Origin of the sequence: Paenibacillus nitricinens, assembly GCF_052056485.1 — a bacterium.
GTDB classification, from domain to species: Bacteria; Bacillota; Bacilli; order Paenibacillales; family Paenibacillaceae; genus Paenibacillus_AQ; species Paenibacillus_AQ nitricinens.
This window is the reverse complement of record NZ_CP183948.1, coordinates 827,316-851,947: the sequence shown is the minus strand read 5'-3', so window position 1 is coordinate 851,947 and position 24,632 is coordinate 827,316. Positions and strand designations below refer to the sequence as shown.

Annotated in this window: 17 protein-coding genes and 1 pseudogene; 4 read left to right on the top strand and 14 right to left on the bottom strand. The window is 40.0% G+C overall.

Annotated features, from left to right (window positions below; translation table 11 throughout):
* Positions 1-8: 8 nt before the first annotated feature.
* A complete protein-coding gene (locus ACN6KS_RS03800; protein WP_042184895.1) occupies positions 9-710 on the bottom strand; it encodes an ABC transporter ATP-binding protein in 702 nt (233 codons plus the stop codon).
* Between the two features lie 274 nt (positions 711-984).
* Between ACN6KS_RS03800 and ACN6KS_RS03795 the strand changes: the two genes are divergently transcribed.
* From ACN6KS_RS03795 to ACN6KS_RS03785, 3 genes and pseudogenes are all read left to right on the top strand, one after another.
* A complete protein-coding gene (locus ACN6KS_RS03795; protein ID WP_094869990.1) occupies positions 985-2,760 on the top strand; it encodes an ABC transporter ATP-binding protein in 1,776 nt (591 codons plus the stop codon).
* A complete protein-coding gene (locus ACN6KS_RS03790) occupies positions 2,747-4,522 on the top strand; it encodes an ABC transporter ATP-binding protein (RefSeq protein ID WP_440961393.1) in 1,776 nt (591 codons plus the stop codon). The genes ACN6KS_RS03795 and ACN6KS_RS03790 overlap by 14 nt, the downstream gene beginning before the upstream one ends.
* Before the next feature lie 455 nt (positions 4,523-4,977).
* Positions 4,978-5,236 (top strand): annotated as a pseudogene (locus tag ACN6KS_RS03785) (transposase); the annotation flags it as partial.
* Between the two features lie 48 nt (positions 5,237-5,284).
* Here the strand turns inward: ACN6KS_RS03785 and yaaA are convergent.
* The 13 genes from yaaA to ACN6KS_RS03720 form a co-directional block, all read right to left on the bottom strand.
* Positions 5,285-6,037, bottom strand: coding sequence for a peroxide stress protein YaaA (yaaA, locus tag ACN6KS_RS03780; RefSeq protein WP_440961392.1), 753 nt, complete (start codon positions 6,035-6,037; stop codon positions 5,285-5,287).
* A 103-nt stretch (positions 6,038-6,140) separates the two neighbouring features.
* Positions 6,141-6,407, bottom strand: coding sequence for a hypothetical protein (locus ACN6KS_RS03775; protein WP_440961391.1), 267 nt, complete (start codon positions 6,405-6,407; stop codon positions 6,141-6,143).
* A gap of 32 nt (positions 6,408-6,439) precedes the next feature.
* The gene (locus ACN6KS_RS03770) at positions 6,440-7,996 is read right to left on the bottom strand and encodes a glycosyltransferase family 39 protein (RefSeq protein WP_440961390.1); all 1,557 of its coding nucleotides are present in this window, start codon (positions 7,994-7,996) and stop codon (positions 6,440-6,442) included.
* Positions 7,997-8,187: 191 nt separating this feature from the next.
* Positions 8,188-9,060, bottom strand: coding sequence for an aminoglycoside phosphotransferase family protein (locus tag ACN6KS_RS03765; RefSeq protein WP_440961389.1), 873 nt, complete (start codon positions 9,058-9,060; stop codon positions 8,188-8,190).
* Positions 9,061-10,123: 1,063 nt separating this feature from the next.
* A complete protein-coding gene (locus ACN6KS_RS03760; protein WP_440961388.1) occupies positions 10,124-12,442 on the bottom strand; it encodes a hypothetical protein in 2,319 nt (772 codons plus the stop codon).
* On the bottom strand, positions 12,432-13,097 hold the full coding sequence (locus ACN6KS_RS03755) for an ABC transporter ATP-binding protein (RefSeq protein ID WP_440961387.1): 666 nt from the start codon (positions 13,095-13,097) through the stop codon (positions 12,432-12,434). Before ACN6KS_RS03755 ends, ACN6KS_RS03760 begins: the two co-directional genes overlap by 11 nt.
* Positions 13,094-14,338, bottom strand: coding sequence for a hypothetical protein (locus ACN6KS_RS03750; protein WP_440961386.1), 1,245 nt, complete (start codon positions 14,336-14,338; stop codon positions 13,094-13,096). Before ACN6KS_RS03750 ends, ACN6KS_RS03755 begins: the two co-directional genes overlap by 4 nt.
* Before the next feature lie 5 nt (positions 14,339-14,343).
* Positions 14,344-15,729 carry a radical SAM/SPASM domain-containing protein gene (locus ACN6KS_RS03745; RefSeq protein WP_341133736.1) on the bottom strand — a complete coding sequence of 462 codons (1,386 nt, stop codon included), beginning with the start codon at positions 15,727-15,729 and terminating at the stop codon, positions 14,344-14,346.
* A gap of 194 nt (positions 15,730-15,923) precedes the next feature.
* A complete protein-coding gene (locus ACN6KS_RS03740; protein WP_094869980.1) occupies positions 15,924-17,201 on the bottom strand; it encodes a GHKL domain-containing protein in 1,278 nt (425 codons plus the stop codon).
* A complete protein-coding gene (locus ACN6KS_RS03735) occupies positions 17,198-17,926 on the bottom strand; it encodes a LytR/AlgR family response regulator transcription factor (protein ID WP_341133735.1) in 729 nt (242 codons plus the stop codon). The genes ACN6KS_RS03740 and ACN6KS_RS03735 overlap by 4 nt, the downstream gene beginning before the upstream one ends.
* A 191-nt stretch (positions 17,927-18,117) precedes the next feature.
* Complete coding sequence (locus ACN6KS_RS03730) at positions 18,118-19,728, bottom strand: Na/Pi cotransporter family protein (protein ID WP_341133734.1); 1,611 nt, start codon at positions 19,726-19,728, stop codon at positions 18,118-18,120.
* 244 nt (positions 19,729-19,972) lie between these two features.
* The gene (gene gnpA, locus ACN6KS_RS03725; protein ID WP_440961385.1) at positions 19,973-22,135 is read right to left on the bottom strand and encodes a 1,3-beta-galactosyl-N-acetylhexosamine phosphorylase; all 2,163 of its coding nucleotides are present in this window, start codon (positions 22,133-22,135) and stop codon (positions 19,973-19,975) included.
* Positions 22,136-22,147: 12 nt separating this feature from the next.
* Positions 22,148-23,167: a glycoside hydrolase family 88/105 protein gene (locus ACN6KS_RS03720; RefSeq protein WP_440961384.1), complete on the bottom strand. Its 1,020-nt coding sequence runs from the start codon at positions 23,165-23,167 to the stop codon at positions 22,148-22,150.
* 421 nt (positions 23,168-23,588) lie between these two features.
* Here ACN6KS_RS03720 and ACN6KS_RS03715 point away from each other — a divergent pair, with 421 nt between their 5' ends.
* Positions 23,589-24,530, top strand: a complete 942-nt coding sequence (locus tag ACN6KS_RS03715; protein ID WP_440961383.1) for a helix-turn-helix domain-containing protein — start codon at positions 23,589-23,591, stop codon at positions 24,528-24,530.
* Positions 24,531-24,632 lie beyond the last annotated feature (102 nt).

Below are 24,632 nucleotides of genomic sequence, written 5' to 3'. Positions count from 1 at the left end.
CCTTCTCCTTACCATTCGATATCTTCAACAGATACTGGCGAAGGATTGGTTACCATCTTCCGTACCTTAGCATTATTAATCTCAATAACCCTGTCTGCCATTGGTGCAATCGCCAAATTATGCGTGATTACGATGACCGTAGTGCCTGTGTTACGGCAGGTATCCTGAAGCAGCTTAAGCACTTGCTTACCAGTATTATAGTCTAGCGCACCTGTTGGTTCATCGCAGAGGAGCAGCTTCGGCTGTTTAGCTAGCGCTCTGGCGATAGCGACACGTTGCTGCTCACCACCAGACAGCTGAGCCGGAAAATTATCCAGCCGTGCACCTAGTCCCACATCCTCAAGCACCTTACGCGCATCTAGTGCTCGCGGGGAAATCTGAGAAGCAAGCTCAACATTCTCCAGTGTGGTGAGATTCGGCACTAAGTTATAGAACTGGAACACAAAACCCACGTCATTGCGGCGGTAGCCCGTCAACTCCTTGGCACTGAACTTGGCAATGTCCGTACCGTCCACAATGACCTGGCCTTCGTCAGCAGAATCCATCCCGCCAAGAATATTAAGCACCGTCGATTTGCCCGCACCGCTGGGGCCGACAATCACTGCAAACTCACCTTTATTTATCTCAAAATCAATTCCGTCGTTGGCAACGATCACACTTTCACCCATTTTGTAACGCTTGTACTCATTTTTGACAGCAACAAAGCTCATTTTCCATCCTCCTGTCTCTATCCAAACCAAGCCTAATCACTTTATATTGTTTCAGTTTATCATAATTAGAACGCCCAAGCCCGAATGGCAAACCCTCATTACGCAAGGTTAAATTCACATCATTAATAAGTTCATTTTTTTGTAACAATAATGTAACAAGGAAATTTTACCGTAAACGATACTTAGTCATTTGATAATGTTATAATCACTTTGTTTTATTCACTCTTTTCAGGCAAGAGTGAAAGAACAAGAACAATCAGAAACAGGTGATCAGATGTTCGAACTGAAATGGCTATGGCAGAACTTAGAGGGCAACCGGACACGGTACATTCTGGCACTCTGCCTCTCGGTAGTGGGCTCAAGTCTTACGATTGTAAACCCTTACATCAGTCAGCGCATTGTCGATACGTTTATAGCAGGTGACAATGCGCTGCAGAATCTTACACAAGAACGGCAATTATTGATTATGCTCTGCTTGGCTATGATTGGATTTTCTCTACTGCGCACAGGACTTGCTTATTTTACAACGATGCAGTACGAACAGTCCTCTCAAAACATGATGTACAACATCCGGATTTTTTTGTACAACAAGATTCAGGGACAGGACAGAGAATATTACGACCGTAACCGAACCGGCGATCTCATGACCAAGATGACCGGGGATCTGGACATGGTTCGGCACTCGATGGCATGGATTTTTAAAACGATCATTGAATCGCTAACGATCTTCATTGCTGCTGTTATCTATTTTTTCACCATAGATGCTCAGCTCACGCTGTGGATGCTAATCCTGTCGCCACCTATTTTTATCGTGGCTTACATATTCGCTAAACGCGTCCGTCCTATGTATATTGACCTGCGTGAGCGGTTGTCCCAGCTTAACACGACTACTCAGGAGAATATTTCAGGCAACCGTGTGGTTAAGGCTTTTGCCCGCGAAGAGTTCGAGGTTCAAAAATTTACGGAGAAGAATGTCAATTATTCTACAGCGAACAAAAAGGCTGCCCTTGTATGGCTGGATTACTTTCCTTTTCTGGAATCCTTCGCTCAGGGCTTCAACGTCATTCTAATGCTGGCAGGCGGTTTGTTCCTGATGAACGGCCGGATCACCTTCGGTGAATTTACAGCTTTCTCTTCGCTGATCTGGGCGATATCGAACCCTATGCGCAATATTGGTATTATTATCAACGACATTCAGCGCTTTTTTGCGAGCTTGTCCAAAATCATTGATATCTATTACGCAAAGCCTAATATCGTAAACGAGCATACGTCTACTAACAAACGCCGTTACGAAGGCCGTATTGAGTTCGATCATGTTCGCTTCAAATATGACAGCGCTATCGTACTTGACGATGTTAGCTTTACCGTTGAACCTGGTGAAACCATAGCAATCATGGGCTCGACCGGATCAGGCAAAACAACAATCATCAACCTGATACCTCGCTTCTATGACGTAGCCGAAGGACGTGTACTCGTCGACGGTGTTGATGTCCGAAAGCTGGAGCTCGATGAGCTGCGCGATAATATCGGTATGGCGACCCAAGATGTGCTCTTATTCTCTGATACTATCGATGGAAACATCGCCTACGGTGATCCTGATCTTCCGGAAAAAGATGCGATAAGCTTTGCTGAGCTCGCAGCCGCACACGACTTCATTACCAAAATGCCTGAAGGTTATGATACCGTTGTCGGCGAAAGAGGCGTCGGCTTATCCGGAGGTCAAAAACAGCGTATCGCTTTAGCACGTGCTTTGGCAGTTCGCCGTCCGATCCTCATTCTGGATGATACGACCTCTGCTGTCGATCTTGAGACGGAGGAGCATATTCAGAAAAGTCTACGTGAGCTGGATTATCCTTGCACGAAGATTATTATCGCGCAGCGTGTATCTACGACCGCGCAGGCTGACCGTATTCTCATTCTGGATGACGGGAAGCTGGTTGAGGAAGGCACCCACGCCGAACTGCTAGCGAAACGGGGCTACTACTACGATGTGTTTAAACTGCAGAACGAGGGTATTGGAAGGCAGGTGACCGCAAGTGGCCAGGAATAAATTCGACGTCGATGAGAATCTGGAATCGCCGTTTAATATAAAACACTTCCGGCGTGCGATGATATACATCAAACGAAAGAAAACGCCAATGATTGTTGCATTTATACTCAGTGCACTTTCAGCGGCCATTTCACTATCAGCTCCGCTGATCATGCAGCATGTGATCGACGTGACCATTCCGGCAAAAGCGAAGCTTGCGCTACTGGGCTGGGCTGGACTGATGCTGCTGACCATTGTAGTCAGTGTTTATCTGGCTACGATTCGTTCACGTATCATGACGAGTGTTGGACAGGATATTATTTTTGACATCCGTACAGATTTATTTAAGCACCTGCAAGAGTTGCCATTCAAGTATTATGACGACCGTCCGCAGGGCAAGATTCTTATCCGGGTCGTAAACTACGTTAACGCCGTTTCGGATGTGTTATCCAACGGTATTATCAACTTTATTCTAGAAATTGTGAATTTGCTCTTTATCGCAGCCTTCATGTTCGCTGTTGACGTACGTCTATCATTTGTCATCCTCGCAGGACTGCCAGTCTTTTTTGGCATCATGATGCTGATCAAAACTCGGCAACGCCGGGCTTGGCAAGCAGTATCCAATAAAAGCTCCAACCTGAACGCCTATTTGCAAGAAAGTATCAGCGGTATTGGTGTGACGCAAATGTTCTCACGGGAACAACGTAACGAAGGAATCTTCACACGTCTCGCGGGTAATTTCCGTACAGAATGGATGAAGGCCCAACGTTACAACTTACTTATTCCGTTCTCCGTGGACAACTTGTCTACGATCGTGACATCATTGATTTTCCTTGTAGGCTTACTAACACTAAGCCCTCAAGATATGACCCTCGGTGTCATTCTGGCGATGAGCAGCTACGCTGCCCGCTTCTGGCAGCCGATTCTGAATCTTTCGAACCTGTACAATAACTTTATCAACGCCGTTGCCTATCTTGAGCGTATCTTCGAGACGCTGGATGAACCCGTTACCGTCAGTGATATTCCAGATGCGAAGACACTGCGACCTGTAGAGGGCCATGTCACTTTCGACGATGTGACCTTTGCCTATGACCCGGGACTCAATATTCTGGAGAATATCTCCTTTAACATCAAAGCAGGAGAAAGCATCGCTCTAGTGGGACCAACAGGTGCAGGCAAAACTACGGTCGTCAATCTGATCTCGCGCTTCTATAATATTTCAAGCGGTAAGATTCTTATCGACGATCAGGATATCTCGCAGGTTACGCTGAAGTCCCTGCGCAGCCAAATGGGGATTATGCTACAGGACAGCTTCATCTTCTCCGGTACGATCCTGGACAATATTCGTTACGGTAATCTCGATGCCACCGAGGAAGAAGTCATCGCCGCAGCGAAAGCCGTTTGCGCCGACGAATTCATCCGTGAATTCGATCAAGGCTATCTGACAGAGGTTAACGAGCGTGGCTCCAAGCTATCTCAGGGGCAGCGGCAGCTCATTTCGTTCGCAAGAACGCTTTTGGCTGACCCTAGAATTCTCATACTGGATGAAGCCACTTCTTCCATCGATGCGAAGACTGAGCGTTTGCTGCAAAAAGGTCTGAATGAGCTCCTTAAAGGACGTACCTCGTTCATTATCGCGCATCGTCTGTCCACCGTAAAAAACTGCGACCGCATTATGTATGTGTCTAACAAAGGCATCGCAGAAAGCGGCTCACATGATGAGCTAATCGCACAAAAGGGACTTTATCACCGCCTTTATACGGCGCAGAAGATGGAAGCTTAATTGAATAAACACCAAAAAAGCTCAGGGCTATTTGTAGAGGCCACTGAAAAAGTCCCCACTAATTTGAGACCTACATCTAAGGAGTCAGTTGTAACTACGGAGAACATTTGGACTTCCGGCCGCTGTTGTCGTAAGAATTTCTTGAATTGTACCGCTGTTCGCGGATGAAATCCGGAGACAAAGGCGGTCGCTATCGCTCCAACAGTTCCAAATTTCTCCTTCGCTACGCCTCCTCTAATGTTTTTTAAATTCAAATTATACAGGCGTCTTTTAAAGGGCTATGTAAACTCTATTACAGAACACCCTTCCTCGATCTTTTCGAGGAAGGGTGTTCTGTTTTGCTGTATAATAATTGTATTAATTCTGGGTGGTGACCCGGATGATTTCAAACCAACAATCCCTTAGCCTCAGTCCATTTATGGCCATTTACGATATTGTCATACCTAAAGATAATATGCTACGACAAATATGTGAAATCCAAAACCTATTCGATATGTATTGAATCAATGAAACATAGCGAGCAAAAAAAAATTCCAAGAAAGTGAGTATTTCAAAGAGAAAACAACAAAACGCTATAAAATTGAAGCAAAGAATAGTGAATTAAAACACAGACACGGGTATGAGGTAGCCTCTACCTCGGGTCTCGTTGGCATGCAGATGCAAGGGGCAATGGCCATATTCACTGTTAACGTCAAAAAAATAAAGGCAATCCTGAGACTGGTTGTTCAACCACCTTCAGAATTACCCGTAATACTACTTACTCTATTCATTCTTTTTTTGAATAAACACATACGTATTCTCATCCGACAGCTCCTCAGCAAAGCTGAAATCAAACCCGTCGAAGTCTTTAATCCCTTCTACATTGGTGATTTGCCGCTCAGCCATGAAGCGTACCATTTCACCTCTGGCCATCTTGACCAGGGTCGCTCTCTCCACGATCTTACCGCCGATTTCCTGCCCGAATACACAGCTAATCATTCGAACGTTTCCACCAACATACGGGGAGATGCACTTGCTATATTCCTTGGAGGCCAGATTCAGAATGATGTCACTCTCCGAGAATAGCTGATCCGCCAGCTTTCTGTTCCAGAACTCGTAGATAGAGCTAAAACCAGGTCCGTTAAGCTTGGCCTGCATTTCCAGCCTGTACGGAACAACGCCGTCAAACGGCCGGACGATGCCATAGAACCCGGACAATATCCGTAAATGCTGCTGGAGATATTCCAGCTCCTCCATTTGAAGTACCCCAGGTGCCATGTATTGATACTGGATACCCTCATAGGAAAAGATAGCCGGTGTAAGATTCCGTGTTACATCCATATCACGAATCCGCTCCACATTCAGTGTGGCGATGGCATCATTGCATTTCCATAGGGATTTTGCTTCTTCATAATTTAACTTTTGTAATAAGGCCAGAAGCGTCTGTGACTCGCTTATGAATTGCGGTATCTGCCGGCAATCCATGAAATCCGTGTCCATCTTCATCTTCTTGGCAGGCGATATAATGATTCTCATGATGCTCCCATTTCTCTTTTCTTACCCCTGCGGGGAATTTATATATAATCTTATCCTATCATACTTAATCTTCGTAGGCTTGAGGCAAGTTCATGAAATTTATTCACTGTCGCCCGCTTCGTCCGCTAACCCCTCCATCACCGCTACCGTCATCCTTACCCTGGCTACCGTTTCCTCTCGTTCCGCCATTCATGCCCGGAAAGCTACCTCCATTTTTACCCCGACCACCATTAAAACCCTGTCCCCCGTTCGCCTTTGACCCGGAGTCGGTACTTGATATCTTCTGCGCGGTGACGGCATCACAGGAGACGAGCACTATGGAACAACTAAGCACTGCTATAAGCAAAGCAAGAACTCGCTTGGTCCGCATCTTTGAACCCCCTTCTTTCCGAGCGAAAATAGTTAACGGAGAACATATCTTTTTACCATATAATCGTATACATCTTTAAAGCCCATGTAGGACAACACGATCAGCAGCGGATACACGGGGTAAATATATCGCGACTTAATCTCCCACAATAAATAGAATCCGATAAAGCCCAGCACCACAAGAATCAAAGAGGTCTCTTCAAATCTTTTAACTCTTATTCCACCGATTAAGCGAACGAATATACTCACATACATCAGAAAATTCAGAACATACAGCAACCACAACATTCCGCTTCTATAATTGGAGTCCGCCTTAAACAAATCCGTAGCAGCATTAGTGTAGCTATAGCGGTCCATGACAAAACCCATTCTTCCACCGTTGCTGGATGATCCGTCATTCCCAAGCCCATATCGTTCCATCTGGTATGTTCCTTCTGTCCAGGTCCAAACGAGCTTTTTATAATACATTTTCACTAAGTCGCTTAGGCTGGCCTCGGAGAGTTTAGTACTGATTTCCTCTTTAAATAACTCCGTACTTTCTGCCTTATTATAATTTGCATCTTGCTGATAGATTGCGTAGCTCTCCCGATTGTCCCAGAACCCAAACGTCTCCAAATTGATCCCCATATTCAGCCACATGTAGACTGGTGCGGAATTTTCGTTAATCGGTTCATCTACAACATTCATCCCCTGCAGCACAGCATTTTGCGTCCAACCTGGAACATTAAACAATAAAGCCGTAATAAACAAAGCGCTTAGCGCTTTTTTCACCCCGATTGCACGCATGCTGAACAATAGACTGACTACCACAGCAATCAGAAATATAACACCGATGCTTCGGAAATAATTGCCGACTGCCAGGAAGATGGCTGCGATGACAATATCCTTTATGAACTTTCTTTTTATAAATTTCACAGCAAAATATAAGGCGCTTGTCAGAAAGGCGGTAGCGATCACATCGTTATATATTAAATTACTCATAAACAAAGAGGGGATATAGGTAGCGGCAAACACAAGAATGCCATAATCATGATCCTTAGACTTGTCATTGAGCTCTTTATACAGCATGTAAATCATTAATGAGGTTAAGAGTGTAAAAAGAATATTGAATACTTTAATCACCAAGTAATTATCCGGAAATAACTGTAGCAGCGTTTTTAAGTACACAACAATCGAGAAATTAAACGGGAACATATGCAAATAACCCGTCGTGTCAAAAGATGAATAATCATTCCTGTACAGCATATCAAGTGCCAATGAAAGCACCGTCTGCGAATCATCCGTCGGCAAGCGAGGAAACAGAAAAATGATCGCGATTTGAATGGCAAAAGAACACAGCAATGTAGCTGGAACGACGATTTTCCAACTGTACTGATTAAGCTTCAGGCATATTTTATACAAAATAACGCTTAACGCCAAAACCACTACAATCCCTAGAATAAAAAGGCCGAGTTGCTGCTTCTCCAAGACAGGTGTGTCCCCATATACGAAATAATTATATTTCGCCCGGATAAAAAAGGAGGAAGCTATAAACAGTCCAATGAAGAATGCCAGTATGAGATACAATGCTTTTTGAATCGCCCTTACCATGGAAAACCTCCTTTTCACAGTCGAAGTCCTATACAAGTACATCTCCCGATTTATAAAAAGAATTATAAATACCCAAACTGAATATTCAATGAAAATTGAGTGTGCCGGGAGCTCGCAGCAAACAAACGTAAATAGACCGCCCTCCATGCAAAGGGTTGCGGTCTATAATGTAATTCTTTTTAAGATGAAGTTCATTTAAACCCTTGGAAATCCAAATCTTTCAGAAAGCCATTACTTCCTAGTATGCTCCTTACTCTCTTCGTTACCTTAGGTCCTTTAGGTGTACTGCCTCGTCTATTCAGCAAGATCCATCTAAGACAAGCCCAGGCTTCGAAGACCTCAAGCTCATCCTGCTCCATAAAATTCTCCAATAGATAAGCAGAACGGAACATATCAGCGTAACGCTCGGAGATATGGATTTTCAGCAGAATAAGTGACCATGCAAAATCATATCTAGGATCTCCTAACTGGCCGTTCGTCCAATCGATGACGGTAAACCGCTGTTGTTCTTCTACTATATTTCCTAAATGAAAATCTCCATGAATGATACGATTTTGTTTCATAGGAGTTTGCTCCACTAGTGAAATAAGTGCAAGATTAAGGTCTGCGTGCTCATTCGCTTCAGGAAAAAAGTAATCGATGAAATCGTACTTAGGTAGTTGTATATGTTCAAGCTCAGCGATATCTATTTGATGAATTCTGGCTAAAATACTCGCGAGCTCCTTCATTGTCTTATTATTCACTTTATGAATTGGCGTTCCATCAAAGCTTGTTAACAACACCTTATCCCCGTTCGGGTTGATCCCCCAGCCCACTGGTTTGGAGACGGCTATTCCTCGCTCGGACAGTACCTCCAATAAACGGTATTGAAACTGAACATCTGGTTTGGAGCTCTTACTCCACGTTTTTAAGACATAGCTCTCCTCATCAGACCTGATCTTTAGAACCTCTGCTTCAAAGCCCTCATCCATCAGATGTATGGTTAAGTTGGCTTCTTGAATAAGTAAGTCATCCATGATTTCTTTGTGTTCTATCCAGTTTACGTTAGTTATAGGGGTTCTCAAGAGTAGTTCTTCCTTTCGAGTAATTGTATATAGCTACGATCTCAATCAAGTTCCCTTCGGGGTCAGCCACAACAGCTTCACGCAGCCCATAGGAATTTTCATGATGTCCCGATAGAATGTGGCCATCTTTTCCATGTTTTTTACAATCAAAGTGACAGCACCAATTCCCATGAAACCCACCTACTCTTCTAAATTGTTCCTTTTATGATCGTAGATATAGTAACATAGCCGGTAAAATAATGAAATGAACTATACAATAATAAAAAGCTCTGTAGAAACTCTACAGAGCACTCTCAGCTAAATCTAACTGTACTACTTATGTCACTGAATAAAATGCCAATCCGATACTTGAAAAGATTAGCAACAGTATGGTAATAAAAACCGCAGATCCTATATACTTATTCTTTATAGACTTACCCGTAATTGATATTCCTCTTTTTCCGATAAGCGAATATAAAATGAATCCCAATATGGGAGTGGTCACAATCATTAATAATACCCAAATCCAAGGATTTATCCCTCGATACAAACAATCGTTGTAGAGCCATAAACATGATAGCGTTATAGTCAATAAAGCAAATACAACAACTAATACAACTAATGGAATCATAACTTTCTCCCTCCTTACTTTTCACCCCAAAAAATAATTAAGCAGGTTCAAGTTTACTCCCCTTGCTCCTGCTTAAAAGTACTAACATACTGCTTTCTTCATATTTCTAACTGGTTAACTACTTTGAACGAATATCACAACTATTGTTACCAAGAAAACCTAACCAGTTAGAAATATTTAGTTTAAATTAGAAACAGAAACAGAAGCATAGTGAGAAACAAATGGAGAAGCAGAAACAACCATACTCTTCTCTCGTTTCCAAATTTTCTACGGATTCATCAGTCCAAAGGGATTCTGTGGCGTTTAAAGAATGCATTTACCTTCCACTCCTTTCATTTTGAATTAGCGGAAACAATTGATGGCATAAATGAATTCACATATAACATTCATATTTATTTAGTTACTGTAGAAAAGTAACAATAGTTGTCGCATTTGTCATATGAATAATTAGTTTCATTCTCTAATCACTTCTAAATCATTATATTTTCCTCTGAAAAGAGATATATTTCCTACAAGTACAAACAAAACAGATATAACAATGATAAATACATACATACTTCCATCAATAATTGCATTTCCTTTAGAAATAGCTGAAACAGCAACGGATATAACTACAGAAAATAGAACCAACGACATCGTAAGCGAACATATTATGCTAATTATGGCTTTGATCACATATTGCTTCACAAGAATTTTCTTACCTATGCCTAAAGACCGGATGATTGCATACTCTTTTCTATTGAGATCATTCATTAAGCTAAGTAAATTTACGTTGAATATGACTGCTGCCACGATGAAAAGAAAACAGATATATTTAAAACTAGTTAAGAATGAATCCATTTTAGATAACAGATAATCTCCAACTACATTCATGTTAGCAATATAGCTATCCTTCACTTCATTAAGGAATCCATCATCTATTGCTCTTACCAAATAAATTGTATCGCTATATTGATTTTCGGAAGCTTTCAACATCCAATTATTATTGATACCAGCAGAATCGTAGGTTCCCTTTACTCTATAATTCACAGTTTTCTCTTCGTTCGTAATTTCTAGGGTATTTCCAATATTGATTTTATAGGCGTCTGCATATGCTTTTGAGATGAGTATTTCTCTTGGATTTCCTTCAAAGACATCTTGCCCCTCGGTAATTTTAAATTTTGAGGTATAGTTCTTTTGGTCAATTTCATTGATACGAACTTGTTTGTTGGAGACCTCATTATTTTCTATCTTTGCATCCATATAGTGCATTATCGTGAATGTCTTTATATCACCGGAGTTAACCAACACCTGATTTAGAGCCTCTTCATCACTTGTCTTCATTAAATAGTTATAGGGTAAGGATTGTTGATACCCCATATCAACAGATTCCTTCAAGGTATTTGCTAACCCAAAGCCTATTAGAATAAACCAAAGCATCATGGTTAAATTTAAAATCCCTATTACAAAAACGAGCTTATTTTTTTTGATTTCTTTAAATGTATATAAGGAACTACGATGATATTTCCATACTGGAAGTCTTGTAATCAGCTCAATGAGCAGTAATATCCCTATAAAAATAGCGCATAACGTAATTAATAAAATAAAGTTACTCGCCATGGATGTACCACTACCCAATAAAACTGCATATACGGAAAAGACAACTGGGAGAGATAGAATAATCCCAAAATTTCTTAGCCTATTCCTTTTAGGGAGACCATGATCTCCTTTGACAATAAGAACAGGATCTAGATTGACCATATACTTTAGAGCAATGTTTCTGTACAAAAGGAATACAAAAATATTAAAGACTACAAATTTAAGAATATTTATCATATAAGCGGCTGTGTAATTAACACTAATATTTTCCGCAGCTAAAATCATTTTTGCGAGTGGAATGCTGAAAATAACGGACAAGATTAATGGGGTAAAGATCAAAATACTGATCTCTAATTTCATTGCCTTAATAATGTCCTTCATCTTGATAGGAATTAGCATTAACGCAGCAATATCTTTTTGGCTTCTCACAATCAACATCGTAATCCCACTAATCAACACTGCGATTGCTAATAAGTACCCTACTGTACTAATCAAATTCAAAGCCATAATCTGTTTATCTAAGTCTGAGAATAATTCATTTCTTCTATCTTCAATTGTTTTGTATTTATAACCAGACTCCAGGGATTGCAGTTCTTGTTTCAATAACTCTCCGGATTTACCGGAAATAAATACTAATCCAGCGTCAGAATGATAGGAGGATTCTAAATTGTTAGTCTTGATATAACCAGAAACCTGGGCATCATCCACAACATCAATAGGCAGATATTCTATTCTCGTGATCCTTAAGGCTTTGTCTTGTTCCTTAATTCCTATTAGATGGATTGTATCCCCTACATTTAAATGCTGCTTGTTTGCCAATCCTTCAGAGATTACAACCTCATCCTCGGATAAATTTTCGTAACCGGATAGAAGATAGAGCATCATTTGGTTATTTTCGTTTTTAAGATAGACAGGGGCTGAATGAACATAGGAGGTTTGAATTCCTTCCTGCTCATATGCGCTTATAGCTTTATCAAAGCTCTTAGAAGGAAAAGATTGTGTGACTACAAGATCAGCAGGGTTAGATTCTTGCATAGCCTGATTAATGTATTCCTGCTTACTCATTCTTATTTGAGGCAAAATAAGCGAAACGGTCATTGTAATTACGATTGAAAGGGCTATAAAAAACATTGACCATTTATTTTGGTTTAGGTTTTTAAGATTATAGAGTTTAAATAATTCTCTATATTTCATTTAACAACCCCTCATTCATTAAATATTGTCGTTTACCCAGACTACCAATGGAATGATCATGAGTAACTATCACTAATGCGCTGTTATAAGAAGAACTTACTTCTAGAAGGAAGTCCATTATGCTCTTGCCGGTGGCAGCGTCTAAAGCTCCTGTTGGTTCATCACATAGAATCATCTTGGGATTATTAATTAAGGCCCTCGCAATGGCGACTCTTTGCATTTCCCCACCAGAAAGTGTCGGTGTCTTATGATTATGTTTGCTTGTTAATCCCACTCTTTCTAGCATTTCCATTGCACGACTCTTTTTCTTTGCATACGATAAATTTTCATGAATAGCAATAATCAAATTTTCTAAGGGTGACAAACAAGGGATTAGATTTGAGTTTTGAAATACAAGTCCAATATAATCTTGCCTGATCTGTTCGATCTCTTTTCTATTCTTGGTATCAATGGATCTTCCATCCACTAAGATCTGACCCTCTGTTACATCTGTTAACAATGAAATACAATTTAAAAAACTCGTTTTTCCACTTCCCGATTTCCCCATTATGGTGATGAAGTCACCTTGCTCAATGGTTAAATCAATTCCCTTTAGAACATGCTGCACATTTTTATCAGTGCTAAAATCTTTTTTAACATTTACACACTCAATCATTGTGCCTTCAAGCCTCCTTTAATTTTCAAAGTGAGGTAAAGTCTTTTTAAGAAGGATGCCAACAGGCTAACAACAAAAATCACCGGTATAAATAGAATAAATAGGTTATTTAGATCAACTAAAACATTAGATATATTTCCATGTATTATATTTTGCTGTAAGGATATAAATTTGTTGATTAACAAATCATGATTTTGAATTAAGGCCATAACAGAGTACAGAAGTGACAGAATAATCAAACATGTAGTAAGTACATATACACTACTGTAAATACCATACACATATACAGACTTACTGATTGAATAGTGTTCATCCATTTTTCTTGCTCTCTTTGCATTTATTAATTCTACAGTCATCTTTTTGATTGACTTAAACGCTTTGACCTGAATATTTTGAACATTTAGATAATCCGACAACAGCCAGTATCCATCCATTCTTAAGAATGGTATAAGGTTCATCGCCGACGTCATTAGAATAAGAACAATGCCGATAAGTAAAGAAATATTATGCGATATCATATAACACACGAATATTGGAATTGTAGTGAGTACTTGAAAGTACATCCCACTGACATCATTGATAATTCTTTTGTTTTTATCTAAACGCCAAGTATTTGTCATATCAATAAAGAACACAAAATAGGTTAAATAAATTCCGATACCTATTTTCCCAACGTTAACATCGTACTTATAAGCTGCTGTTGCATGCCCCAGCTCATGAATAAACATGGAGAGATACACTAAAAAAATAACAAGAATAGTGTTCAGGTTATTAAAAATATCCGTTGGATATTTTGAAAGATGCATCACCGAAAATACTCCACAAATACTTACAATGATCAGCAATGGGATAACAACCCAACGACTATAGAGTAGATATTTCAGTATTGAATATAGTCCACGGAACTTCGATGACTCAATGATCGGAAGATGTAACCAAAGGTAGCTTTTTTTTTTCTCACCAGATTTGTTAGAGGAATTTGTCATCATATTTTTAGGAACAAGAAATTTTTTAATAAAATAATCGAATTCCTTGTCTGTAATACTAATACCTTTTGCATTGAGATCATTAATAATCTCCTCATTACTGTTCGTTCCATCTAACTTATCAATGATTTCTTTTGCTCTAGGTGATACTTTGATATGGCTGGATTGATCAAACGATAATATATAAAAGCTATTACCGTCTACATCAAGCTCTTGTCTAGTTTCATATTGCTTTACTTGTAGCAGCCCCTCCATGCTCATCACACCTTTTGTAGAATTTGACGCTTTCTTGTATTCACAAAAGCTTTCATTGTAGCTTCAATATCACTGCATACAGGACAATCAATATCCTGGTTTATGTCTATGGCTGCTATAGGACAACCCCCACCACAAATCAGACCGTATTTGCATTCTTTGCATTGTGGAATTCGTAGTATAGTTCGATCTTTCCACATTCCCTCAAGATTTGGATCAAGCTTTACACTTTCCCCGTCATAGGATCCGATTTGATGATGCCCCTTACCGGCTAACATTAAACAAGTAGAAATATTTCCATCGGGAGAGAATACTAAATTACCACCAGAAGTAGCCTCACAATAATTTAGCTTCCAAGGTTTCATTTGATTATTTGAATCAAAGAAAGATTGTAGGTAATTCACACATGGAGAAACAACCATTTTAATAATTGAATCTTCAGATCCTAATGTGGGTTCGATTTCTAGAACTCTGGAGTATAACTCACTTTCTTTCATAGAGTTGTTCGAACCGTCACAATATTCTAATACTGGTGCTACATAAGGGTATACATAGCCTGATTCCACCCATTTCTTTTCTTTGATAAACTGGACCAAATCGCTTAAAGAATCGATATTATCTTGATTTATATTTGTTCGTAAATGCGTTTTTATTTTCATTTCAATCAGTAAATCAATACTTGATTCGATGAGATCAAAGGTTCCTCTTCCACTCACTCCAATTCGTCTGACATCATGAATAGACTTTGAACCATCCAAGGTGATCTGAATGATGACATTATCATACATTTTCAAAAGCTTACTGTAGTATTTTATTGTTGTTCCATTCGTTACAATTCTCACTTCGATGTCCCTTGCTTTTGCAAAATCAAGTGTCTTTTGTACAATTGGCATGTTTTGAGGTAACAAGGGCTCTCCTCCAAACAAGGAAATCGATGTTTTTGGCGTGTCAATCTCTGTTTGTGCAGTAATGCAAGTATCAATATAATTAAGAATTATAGTTAGTTGTTCTTCAGTCATTACTTTTTTATTACTTAGATTCTCGTCCCCCTCAAAGCAATAGGTACATCTTAAATTGCACCCCATCGTGGGACAAATGGTAAAGCTGCGAACCAGATTTTTCTCAATATACTTTTGATGTATCTCAGCATACTTTCTTATGAATTCTTGTTCTTTCTCTTTTTGTTCAAACACGTAGCCCCTCTTAATTAAAGTTTGCATCAGCTCATCTTTATCATCAAAATTGGAATATCCCTTCTTCATTTCCTCAATCCGTTCATACGTATCTGAATCAATAATGTCAAATGCACTAGAGATTGTATTTATTAATAAGATACTCTCATCATCAAGTTGGAAATCCATTACTCTATCCGTGAAATACAATTTTTCCATCCTCCTATTTCACTTTTCATTTTTATTAGTGGGAACTATTCGTCACATTTCATTCCTTATGCTGAAATCATAAACCAATATTTTCTGTTTTTTTGTTGCTCGTTGTAATCGGCACAATACTCGTTGTAATCTGCATAACAAAAAGGCGATTTCCCATTCAATTGTTTTGAATGGGAAATCGCTGCCTTTTGTTCTTATGGAATTGGTAAAACTACGATTGAATTAAAATAGCCCTCATCGTACGAAAAGTCTGAGTATCCTTTTAACTTTTTGACTCGTTCATTGATACTGCTGATTCCAATGCCGTACCTATTTTTCCCTTTTTCAGAGATTAATCGCCCATAGGAGAAGTCCACATTCACATGATTCGATGAATTTACAATGATTATGAATAATTTACCTTCACTAAACTTTATTTTAATTTCAATTTCCTTTTTTATTTCTTCTGTTAATCTAAGTACGGCTTCAACAGCATTATCTAAAAGATTTCCTAAAATGGCTGCTAGATCAATGGTATGCTCTATAAATAAGTCATGAGGAACTTGGAGGTCTAAAGTGCATTCTATATTATACTTTTTGGTTTGTTCTAGCTTACTATTAAGAATGGCATCGATGGGTATACATCCGGTTAATAATCTATATGAGAATACATTGGTTTTCAATAACTCCTGTAGCTCCTCTTTTACCTCGTCTGTTTTTTTCCTCTCCAATCCATAGGCTATATTTAATAAAATATTTTTCAGATCATGTTTTAGCTTAGACATTTCCCTTTGATTCTCTAAGCTCTCTTCGTAATATTTATTTTGTGTCTCCATTATGGAGTACTTATGTATTAGAAAATTTTTCCCTTCTAAACTGTTGTAGATCAGCATGATGCATACATTAACAATTAACAAAAAAATACAGGGAACGAATTGATTAATATCTTTATATTGGAAAATCCAATATATACTCAATAAGGATAGACAGGGAACAATGCTTAATAACAAACATTCCTTATTACTTAATCCGATCTCATTATCAGATCTAAAATAGAGTAACAGCTTTGCTGACAACATCACAATTAACAACGATAAAAAGTTTGCACTAAAATATACGACAAGCATAATAAATAACTGGCCTTCAAATTTTTGATCATAATTATATGTAATAATTGACAGGGCTAAGTCTGCAAGCGTAGTTATCAGCGTAAAAAAGATAATGTGGTAAATCTTTCGAGCCATTGATCCGTAGAATGAGTACAATATACAGATGCTTAAAAGAACAACAAATAAAAGCAACCTGACCATAGCGTTTGTGTCATTAGACAATAATTTTATGATTCCCATAGAAAGAAAGGTTAAAGAATAGAATTTATACTTTGAGATTCTGAGGTTAAGAAATCCATTAAAATAAATTGAAATTGATGTGACCTGAACAAGCGTATAGAGAATAGCTAGAATTGCAATGCTAATAACCTCAATATGTCTCAAAAGCCAATCCTCCTTTTTATGAAATGGTTATAGGCATCTTTAACTATTTTCCTCTGCCCTCTACTAATTGCAAAACTTTCCTTATTGGTGAGAATAATATCAGTCCCTGAAACAATATGTATGTAATTTAAATTTATAATGGTGCCTTGATTTACTTTTATAAAGGATAATGGATCAAGCATTTCTTCAATATCTTTTATTGTGCCATAGAATGAAAATTCGTCATTAACGGTTACAACATGTATAATCCTACCTTTCTCAGAGGAAATGGATAGAATCGTGTCACTTTTAATTTGATAGTTAAGATTTTGAGTTTTGAAGAATAAGTACTGGTTATTCCTTCTGACCTCATCAATGGCGTGAAGTAATACTTTACTTATTTGTTCTTCTTGTATAGGTTTTAGTATGTATCGAAAAGGTGAAACTTCAAAGCTTTCCATAGTGTAATTGTCATAGCTGGTAACATAAATGATAATCATATTTTTGTCTATTTTTCTAATTTCCCTAGCGACCTCGATTCCATTTAGAATCCCCATTTCAATATCTAAGAATAATATTTGATACTCTTCGTTTCTAGCATTTAAGGCTTTCAATAATGATTTTCCGGATTCATAAATGTCAATATCTAACTCTATGTTTTGATACAAGACCAGACTATCCATAATGATCTTCTCTAATTTGGAGCTATGTAATGGCTCATCATCACAAATACAAATTCTTATCATTCCCCTAAACTCCCTCTATTGAAATAAAATAAAGAAATTGAAATTTCAATATATGCCTATAGTTATGTAAATATTACCTTATTAGTATTAATTCAACAAAGTAGGTCTGAAGTCCTTGCAAAATAAAAAAAACACCTCCTAGAATTTATCAGATAGGGATTATCCAATGTTTATTCTAAGGGTGTTGTTTATTACTCGTGCAAAACAAACTGCGCAATATTCTTACTATGATCACCAATTCGCTCCAGATTGGTTAGCAGGTCGAGGTAAATTGAGCCCGTTCCGACGGAGCATAAATTTTTATGCAGCCGCTGAATATGATTTTTACGATATTCGACCTCCAGCTCATCCAGCTTTAATTCAAATTGAAGTACTTCTTTGGCTGCTTCCTTGTCTTTATGCTCAAGTGCAACCAATGCTTTATTCACAGCATGATTAGCAACTTCCATCATTTCCTTGAGCTCAGCAGCCGCTTCGGCTGACAACTCCAGCTTGTTCGTCATTCTAAATTCGCCCAGCTCCACAATATTCTCAGCGTGGTCACCGATTCGTTCCAGATCACTTACGGTTTGGAACCAGCCTGTGGCATTCTCAGATTCTTTCGGAGAAAGACCCTTCTGGTGAATTTTCACGATATAATCGGTAATTTTACGGTTCAGCTCATTCACTAGCTCTTCCTTCTGAAGAGCCTGCTCTGCGGATTTGGTGTCCTTATTGAAAAAGAACCCTGTTGCATCCTGAAGTGATTCAGATGCATATTGGCCCATTCGGACAATCTCATGCTGAGCTTGACCAAGAGCCATAGCAGGCGTCGCGAGAAGACGTTCGTCGAGATAAATGGCTTTAAACTGAATCTCCTCCTTTGTGCCCGGAATGGCCTTAGTTACGATCCAAGCCAGTACTGGAATTAGGGGCAGGAAGATAAGTGTATTCGTAACATTGAAAAACCCATGAGCATAGGCAATCTGCATACGGATATTCACACCTTCTCCAACCCAGAGGACAATGTTATAAACGACTGGTAGTAGAATCGTAAAGATAATCGCCCCAACAATATTAAAAATAACGTGCACGAGAGCCGTCCTTTTAGCAGCCACCGACGCACCGATCGATGCAAGCACCGCCGTAATGGTGGTTCCAATATTGTCACCGAACAAAATCGGTAAAGCTCCACGTAGACTAATCATGCCCTCGTCAGCAATTGTCTGCAATATACCAATCGTTGCACTAGAACTCTGTACAATCATTGTAAATAACGTACCCACAAACAAACCTAAGACTGGTTGGTGAGACAGATCAATCATAAAATCTGTAAATGCCGGCAACTCCCGAAGTGGTTTAAGTCCCCCTCCCATCGTAGCTAAGCCGAGAAACAAAGTTCCAAATCCAAATATAATCTGTCCAATATACTGGTAACGCTTTTTGTTAATGAAGAACAAGAAGAAAGCACCGACCGCAATAATGGGAAGGGCATACTCTTCAATCTTAATTCCTACAATAAATGCAGTCATTGTTGTTCCGATATTGGCGCCCATGACCACACCAATGGCTTGCCGCAAAGTCATAAGCCCCGCGCTAACAAGTCCGATTGCCATAACAGTTGTCCCTGTTGACGATTGTATCAATACAGTTACGCTAATCCCGACAAGAACACCCAAAATCGGATTGGATGTATACTTCTCGAGCAAACCGCGCATTTTATCCCCTGCGGATTTTTGAAGCCCGTCCGACATGTATTTGATACCGAATAGAAAAATGCCAAGTCCACCAACAAACTTAAATATTAAATCCTGCCAATCCAATAGGTAAATCCTCCTCTAGTTGTTGTTTTAAACCCGTTTTATTTTAGCATATCATATAAAGATTATGAATTATCTAAATATAGACATAGGTTACGAATCTCAATGTTGACTACAACACATAGCATGATCTAATTTCAGGATGCCTAACCCAATTTATATATAGTGAGATCCTTTTCAAAAATATCGCAGCAAAAAAGCTCAAGCTTCGGCAGGTTAGCCACAAGCTTGAGCTTCTTCAGTATTACTAATCCCCAATAGTTCTAATCATCGTGTCATACGGATCTAATTCCAGGGTTTGTTGTCCATATTCCGTATGAATCGTAGTGCTTTGAAGCTGATCGCTATTGTTAATGACCACGACGATTTTGCTTTCCGGATAATAAGCACACTCTGTATATAAGTTGTCCGTAATGTACTTGGTCTCCGTGAACTCCTTACCCGCAAAACGAATCAAATTCAGCAGCAACCTTGTATTTTCAAAACTGAATGTGAAAGAAGGAAGATAGATCCCCTTTCCTTTACCAAAGGCATGCGTGGATAGAGTGATCAGCCCATCCGTTTCAGTCACAACCGTTGCTGCTCCATCGGTAAGATAAATGTTATTTTTGGGTGTTATGCTAGCCCCAGCAGGTACTAAACCAAGCTCATCCTTCACTTCATATGTCCATTTTCCATGCGCTACTCTGGAGCCTGTATCCTCATCTACACCGAGAACATGTGCCATTCTGAAAAAGCTGTCATACCCTTCAAGCGCTGAAGGCTGATTCACGCCTATAAAAGTACCACCTTCATAAACCCACTTTGTCAGTAGATCGACGCACTTGTTGTCCCTCCAGTGTTCTCCACCACTCCATGCTGAACCAGCAGATCCGGCATTGATCACCACATCATAATCTTTTAAAATCCCCTGACGGATATCCTCAAAATCAATGAACTGTACTTCAATCGGCAATCCGGATAAAGCCTCGTTAATATGAATCAAATCATGCATATATGTTTCATGGAAATGCCCGGACAAGGTCCACGATCGCAATTTGCCCCAAGCGTGCAAAAGGGCAACCTTTGTCTTAAGATGATACGGTTTGCCTTTATGATGCAGCTCTTTAATTTCTCTGAATTCATCCGCAATCTTTTCGATATAATCACAAAAATCCGGATAAGGCTCTACAAGATGCAAATATCCACCCAATCCAATTCGATCTATAGGCTCTCTGAGTAGAGCACGCCGGATATTGATCCAATATTTTTTGGCATCTAGTGTAGGGTTCCCTCCCTCCATAAAGGTAGGCAGACCACCTAAACCAACCGGAAACAAGTAGGGATGCAGCCGAATCTCATGGGTAGCTACTTTTACACCTGAACACATTCTTGCCTCGAACCCTGAGAACACACATTTAATCATCCCGTCAAAACCAAACGCCTCGAAACGATCATTGTAAGGCTCCATGCCAACCCAACTGTCATCATAGAAGACATACGCCAGCTTGTCGTGCCCATGCACAATATCAATTAATTTCTTACTAAATTCGATGACAAAATCATTGATAAATGCCATCCAATCCAGCTTGCGCTGCTGCGCCGGGATATGACTGACCCGATATTTTCCACCATTCACAAAATCCTCGGCCGTGAGCGAATACCCATATTTTTGAGCAAACAGATCAAGTGCTCTTCCGCTTACGGTAAAATCATATGAACCCCAATCCGAGAACAAATGGCGATTACGCTCATTGCTGCCCCAAATCCAGGCGAAATTATAAAATAGGGACGTAAATCGAACAACCGTTGTTTCCTTATGATGCTGACACCATTCTTCGATCCAGTTGAGCAGATACTTTTGCGTTTCAATATAGATGGGATCAATCTGCATCAGATGTTCTTTTTCCCAGTGATTCGTGGTGTGATTGTACATGGAGATCTCTTCCCAAATCCGGTAGACCATGAAGCTGACCGTATATTTGTGCCAAGGCGCAATTCCAGTAATGACTACATTTCCTGATTCTCGTTCATAATTCCACTGTTCTTTTGGAACCTCTTCACCAGTCGTTCGGTCAAAAACCTGCCAGTACTTAAACGCCTCTTTGGAATCATTTACTCGGAATTGCTCAGCGAAAAAGTCCTCCATCAAATAGATGGATAAATAATCTTCGACCGCTACCTTCGGATTAGTAATTAAAAAGCTCTGCTGTAGCTTATCAGGGTTCTGAGATGCCCATTCGTTATGATCTCTGATGATACAGATTGTAGAATAAATGCCGTACCCTGCGTTGATAATCTCATCGGACAACTGCGTGCCGTCACTGTCACGGATGACATCGGCCCCCCAGCGTTCAGCTAACTCTAAGGTCAGTGCCTCATAACCGGATTCGCCCGGTAGTGTAAAGGCCCCCGTTGTTTGCTTGGACAACTTGGATCCCTCCTATTTAAGCATATCGGATAGAAAAGAGAGTGCTAAGCCTTGACCCCAGCCTTGAATCCAGTCTTTTGGAATATTGCGATAGCCTTCCCGGTCCTTCATAACCGCTGTTCCGCCCGATACTCCCAGTACTCGTCCATCCTCGCTGATATTACTCAAGACGCCTTTCAAGGCCTTTTGCACATATTTGGTATGCAGCGGATTGCCGTTATTGATCATAGCAGCCGCTATTCCGCAAGAGGCAGATACTTCTTCATAAGATTCTTCGTCATCAAGCACTGTCCGCCACAGGCCGTTCTCCGTTTGCACAAGCTTGAGTGCCGCCAATTGATCGCGCAGCGAACACTCCACGTCCATACACGCCGGATACAAATACCATTCTTTCAAAAGCTTTTTGACTTGGGACATGGTATATGCGCCCCAAGCATTTGCTCTGCCCCAATATAGTCCGGACATATGATCCCGCTTCACATTATTGTAGCCATGGTACCAGAGGCCGCTGCTAGGGTCTTGCAGGTATTTGATATGCCAGTAATATTGATTCAGGGCATCCTGGATCATTTTCTGATCGTTTAATTTACTTCCAACACGGAGCAGAAAAAATGCCGCCATAAACAATGTATCTGCCCATGCCTGCTCTGGAAAATCATTCGAAATAGAAACGGTATGCTGCAGCACATGATCTCCAAATCTCAGCGCATGGTTCTGCAGATAATCCACCTTGCTCATCACAATATCCCAATATTTCTGATTGCCTGTTTCTTCATATAATGTGATCAGCATATGACCCATGGCACAGGTGTTTACCGTCCAGTCCGGCAGGCCCAGCTCGATATATTCATCTGCCCACTCAACAAGCATATCCAAATACTCTTTATTACCTGTCGTTTTATAAGCTCTGGATACCCCATAATAAGCCACACCACAAGGCCAGTCCCATGTTAAATCCATCGTCATTGTTTTTCTAACGACTTTGTCGATAACGCTTAGAATCTCTTCTCTGTCATAAGTTAATTGAAGCATCTTGATTCTCCTCTCTTTCGCACACGCCCCCATTGGCGCTTGAGAGCTGTCCGTCCTATGTAAACGCTTTACTAACTCTATTGTAAGGAGTAAAATGGTCTGATTCTAAGCATATTCATAACTAAACTGTGCAATTTCAACCATTAACTAGTGGTTCTTATATTTCGGGATTGGCCGTGACTACAGAGAATGTTTGGACTTCCGGCCGCTGTTGTCTGCAGATTTCTTGATTTTATACCGCTCTTCGCGGTGGAAATCTGCAGACAAAGGCGGACGCTAACGCTCCTACAGTTCCAAACTTCTCCTCCGCCACTTTTCCTCAAATTGTATAATATCAAGATCTCTTTATATAGTTGAATTTGATATAACGTTAACCTATAATCTACTCAACCTACGTAATAAGAATGGGAGTATTGAGAATATGCCCAGAAAAAAGAAGCCCGTCATTGAATACCGCCACTACAGCTTGCCGATAAACTTCCCGATTCTACTGCTAAGCGGTGAACGTTGGAAGATTTCCGATATCAAAAGTGAACATCTCCATTTCCATAACCATCTAGAGATTGGCATTTGTCATTCGGATAGCGGCATCATGGAGATCAAAGGTGAATCCATACCCTTTAAAGCCGGAGATGTAACCTTCATCCCTAGGTATCTCCCTCATACAACTTATAGTTCACCAAATGAAGCCAGTCTGTGGTCATATATCTTTTTTTCACCTGAGGAGCTCTTTCAACATTCATTCAAAAGCGCTTATAGTGACTTCGAGCCAAATTTATGGGCGATCAAGGGAATGAATTGTATTTTGAATAAGGAGGAACATCCCAAGGTTTATACCCTTGCGACATCGATTGTAGAGGAATTGAAGCACAAAAATCCTTACTATCAGGAAAGTGCCTACGGCTTATTATTATCCCTTTATATAGAACTGCTTAGAATTCATTCCCGGAATGAACCCTTAGTAGAGCAAGAAACAGACCATAACCTGAAAGATGATTTTGTCATCTCTCCGGTTCTGGAGTACATCACCAAAAACTACATGATGCCGATTACCATCAATGACCTAGCTGATCTGTGCCATCTAAGCACTACTCATTTTCGAAGAAAATTCCATGAGATCATGGGGACCGCACCTCTCGATTTCCTAAACAGTACCCGTATTGAAGAGGCCTGCAAGCAGTTAAAAAGCACGGATGCTTCCATCCTCTCCATCTCTGAACGAGTCGGCTTTCAGTCCATTTCCAGCTTCAACCGATGTTTCTCCAAGCTTATGGGCGAATCTCCCAAACAATGGCGTAAAGCCGCACATTCCGAAGCCCAATCTGCAAAAGCGTCTATATTGGAGTTTACGGGGTGGGTATAGGGAAAGGAGTCCCTGTTTACTTCACTTCACAAAATCTACTTAACACATGAATGATTTGCTCCTTGCTCATAGGGGTGTCGTGCCCTGGGATATACGTGGATC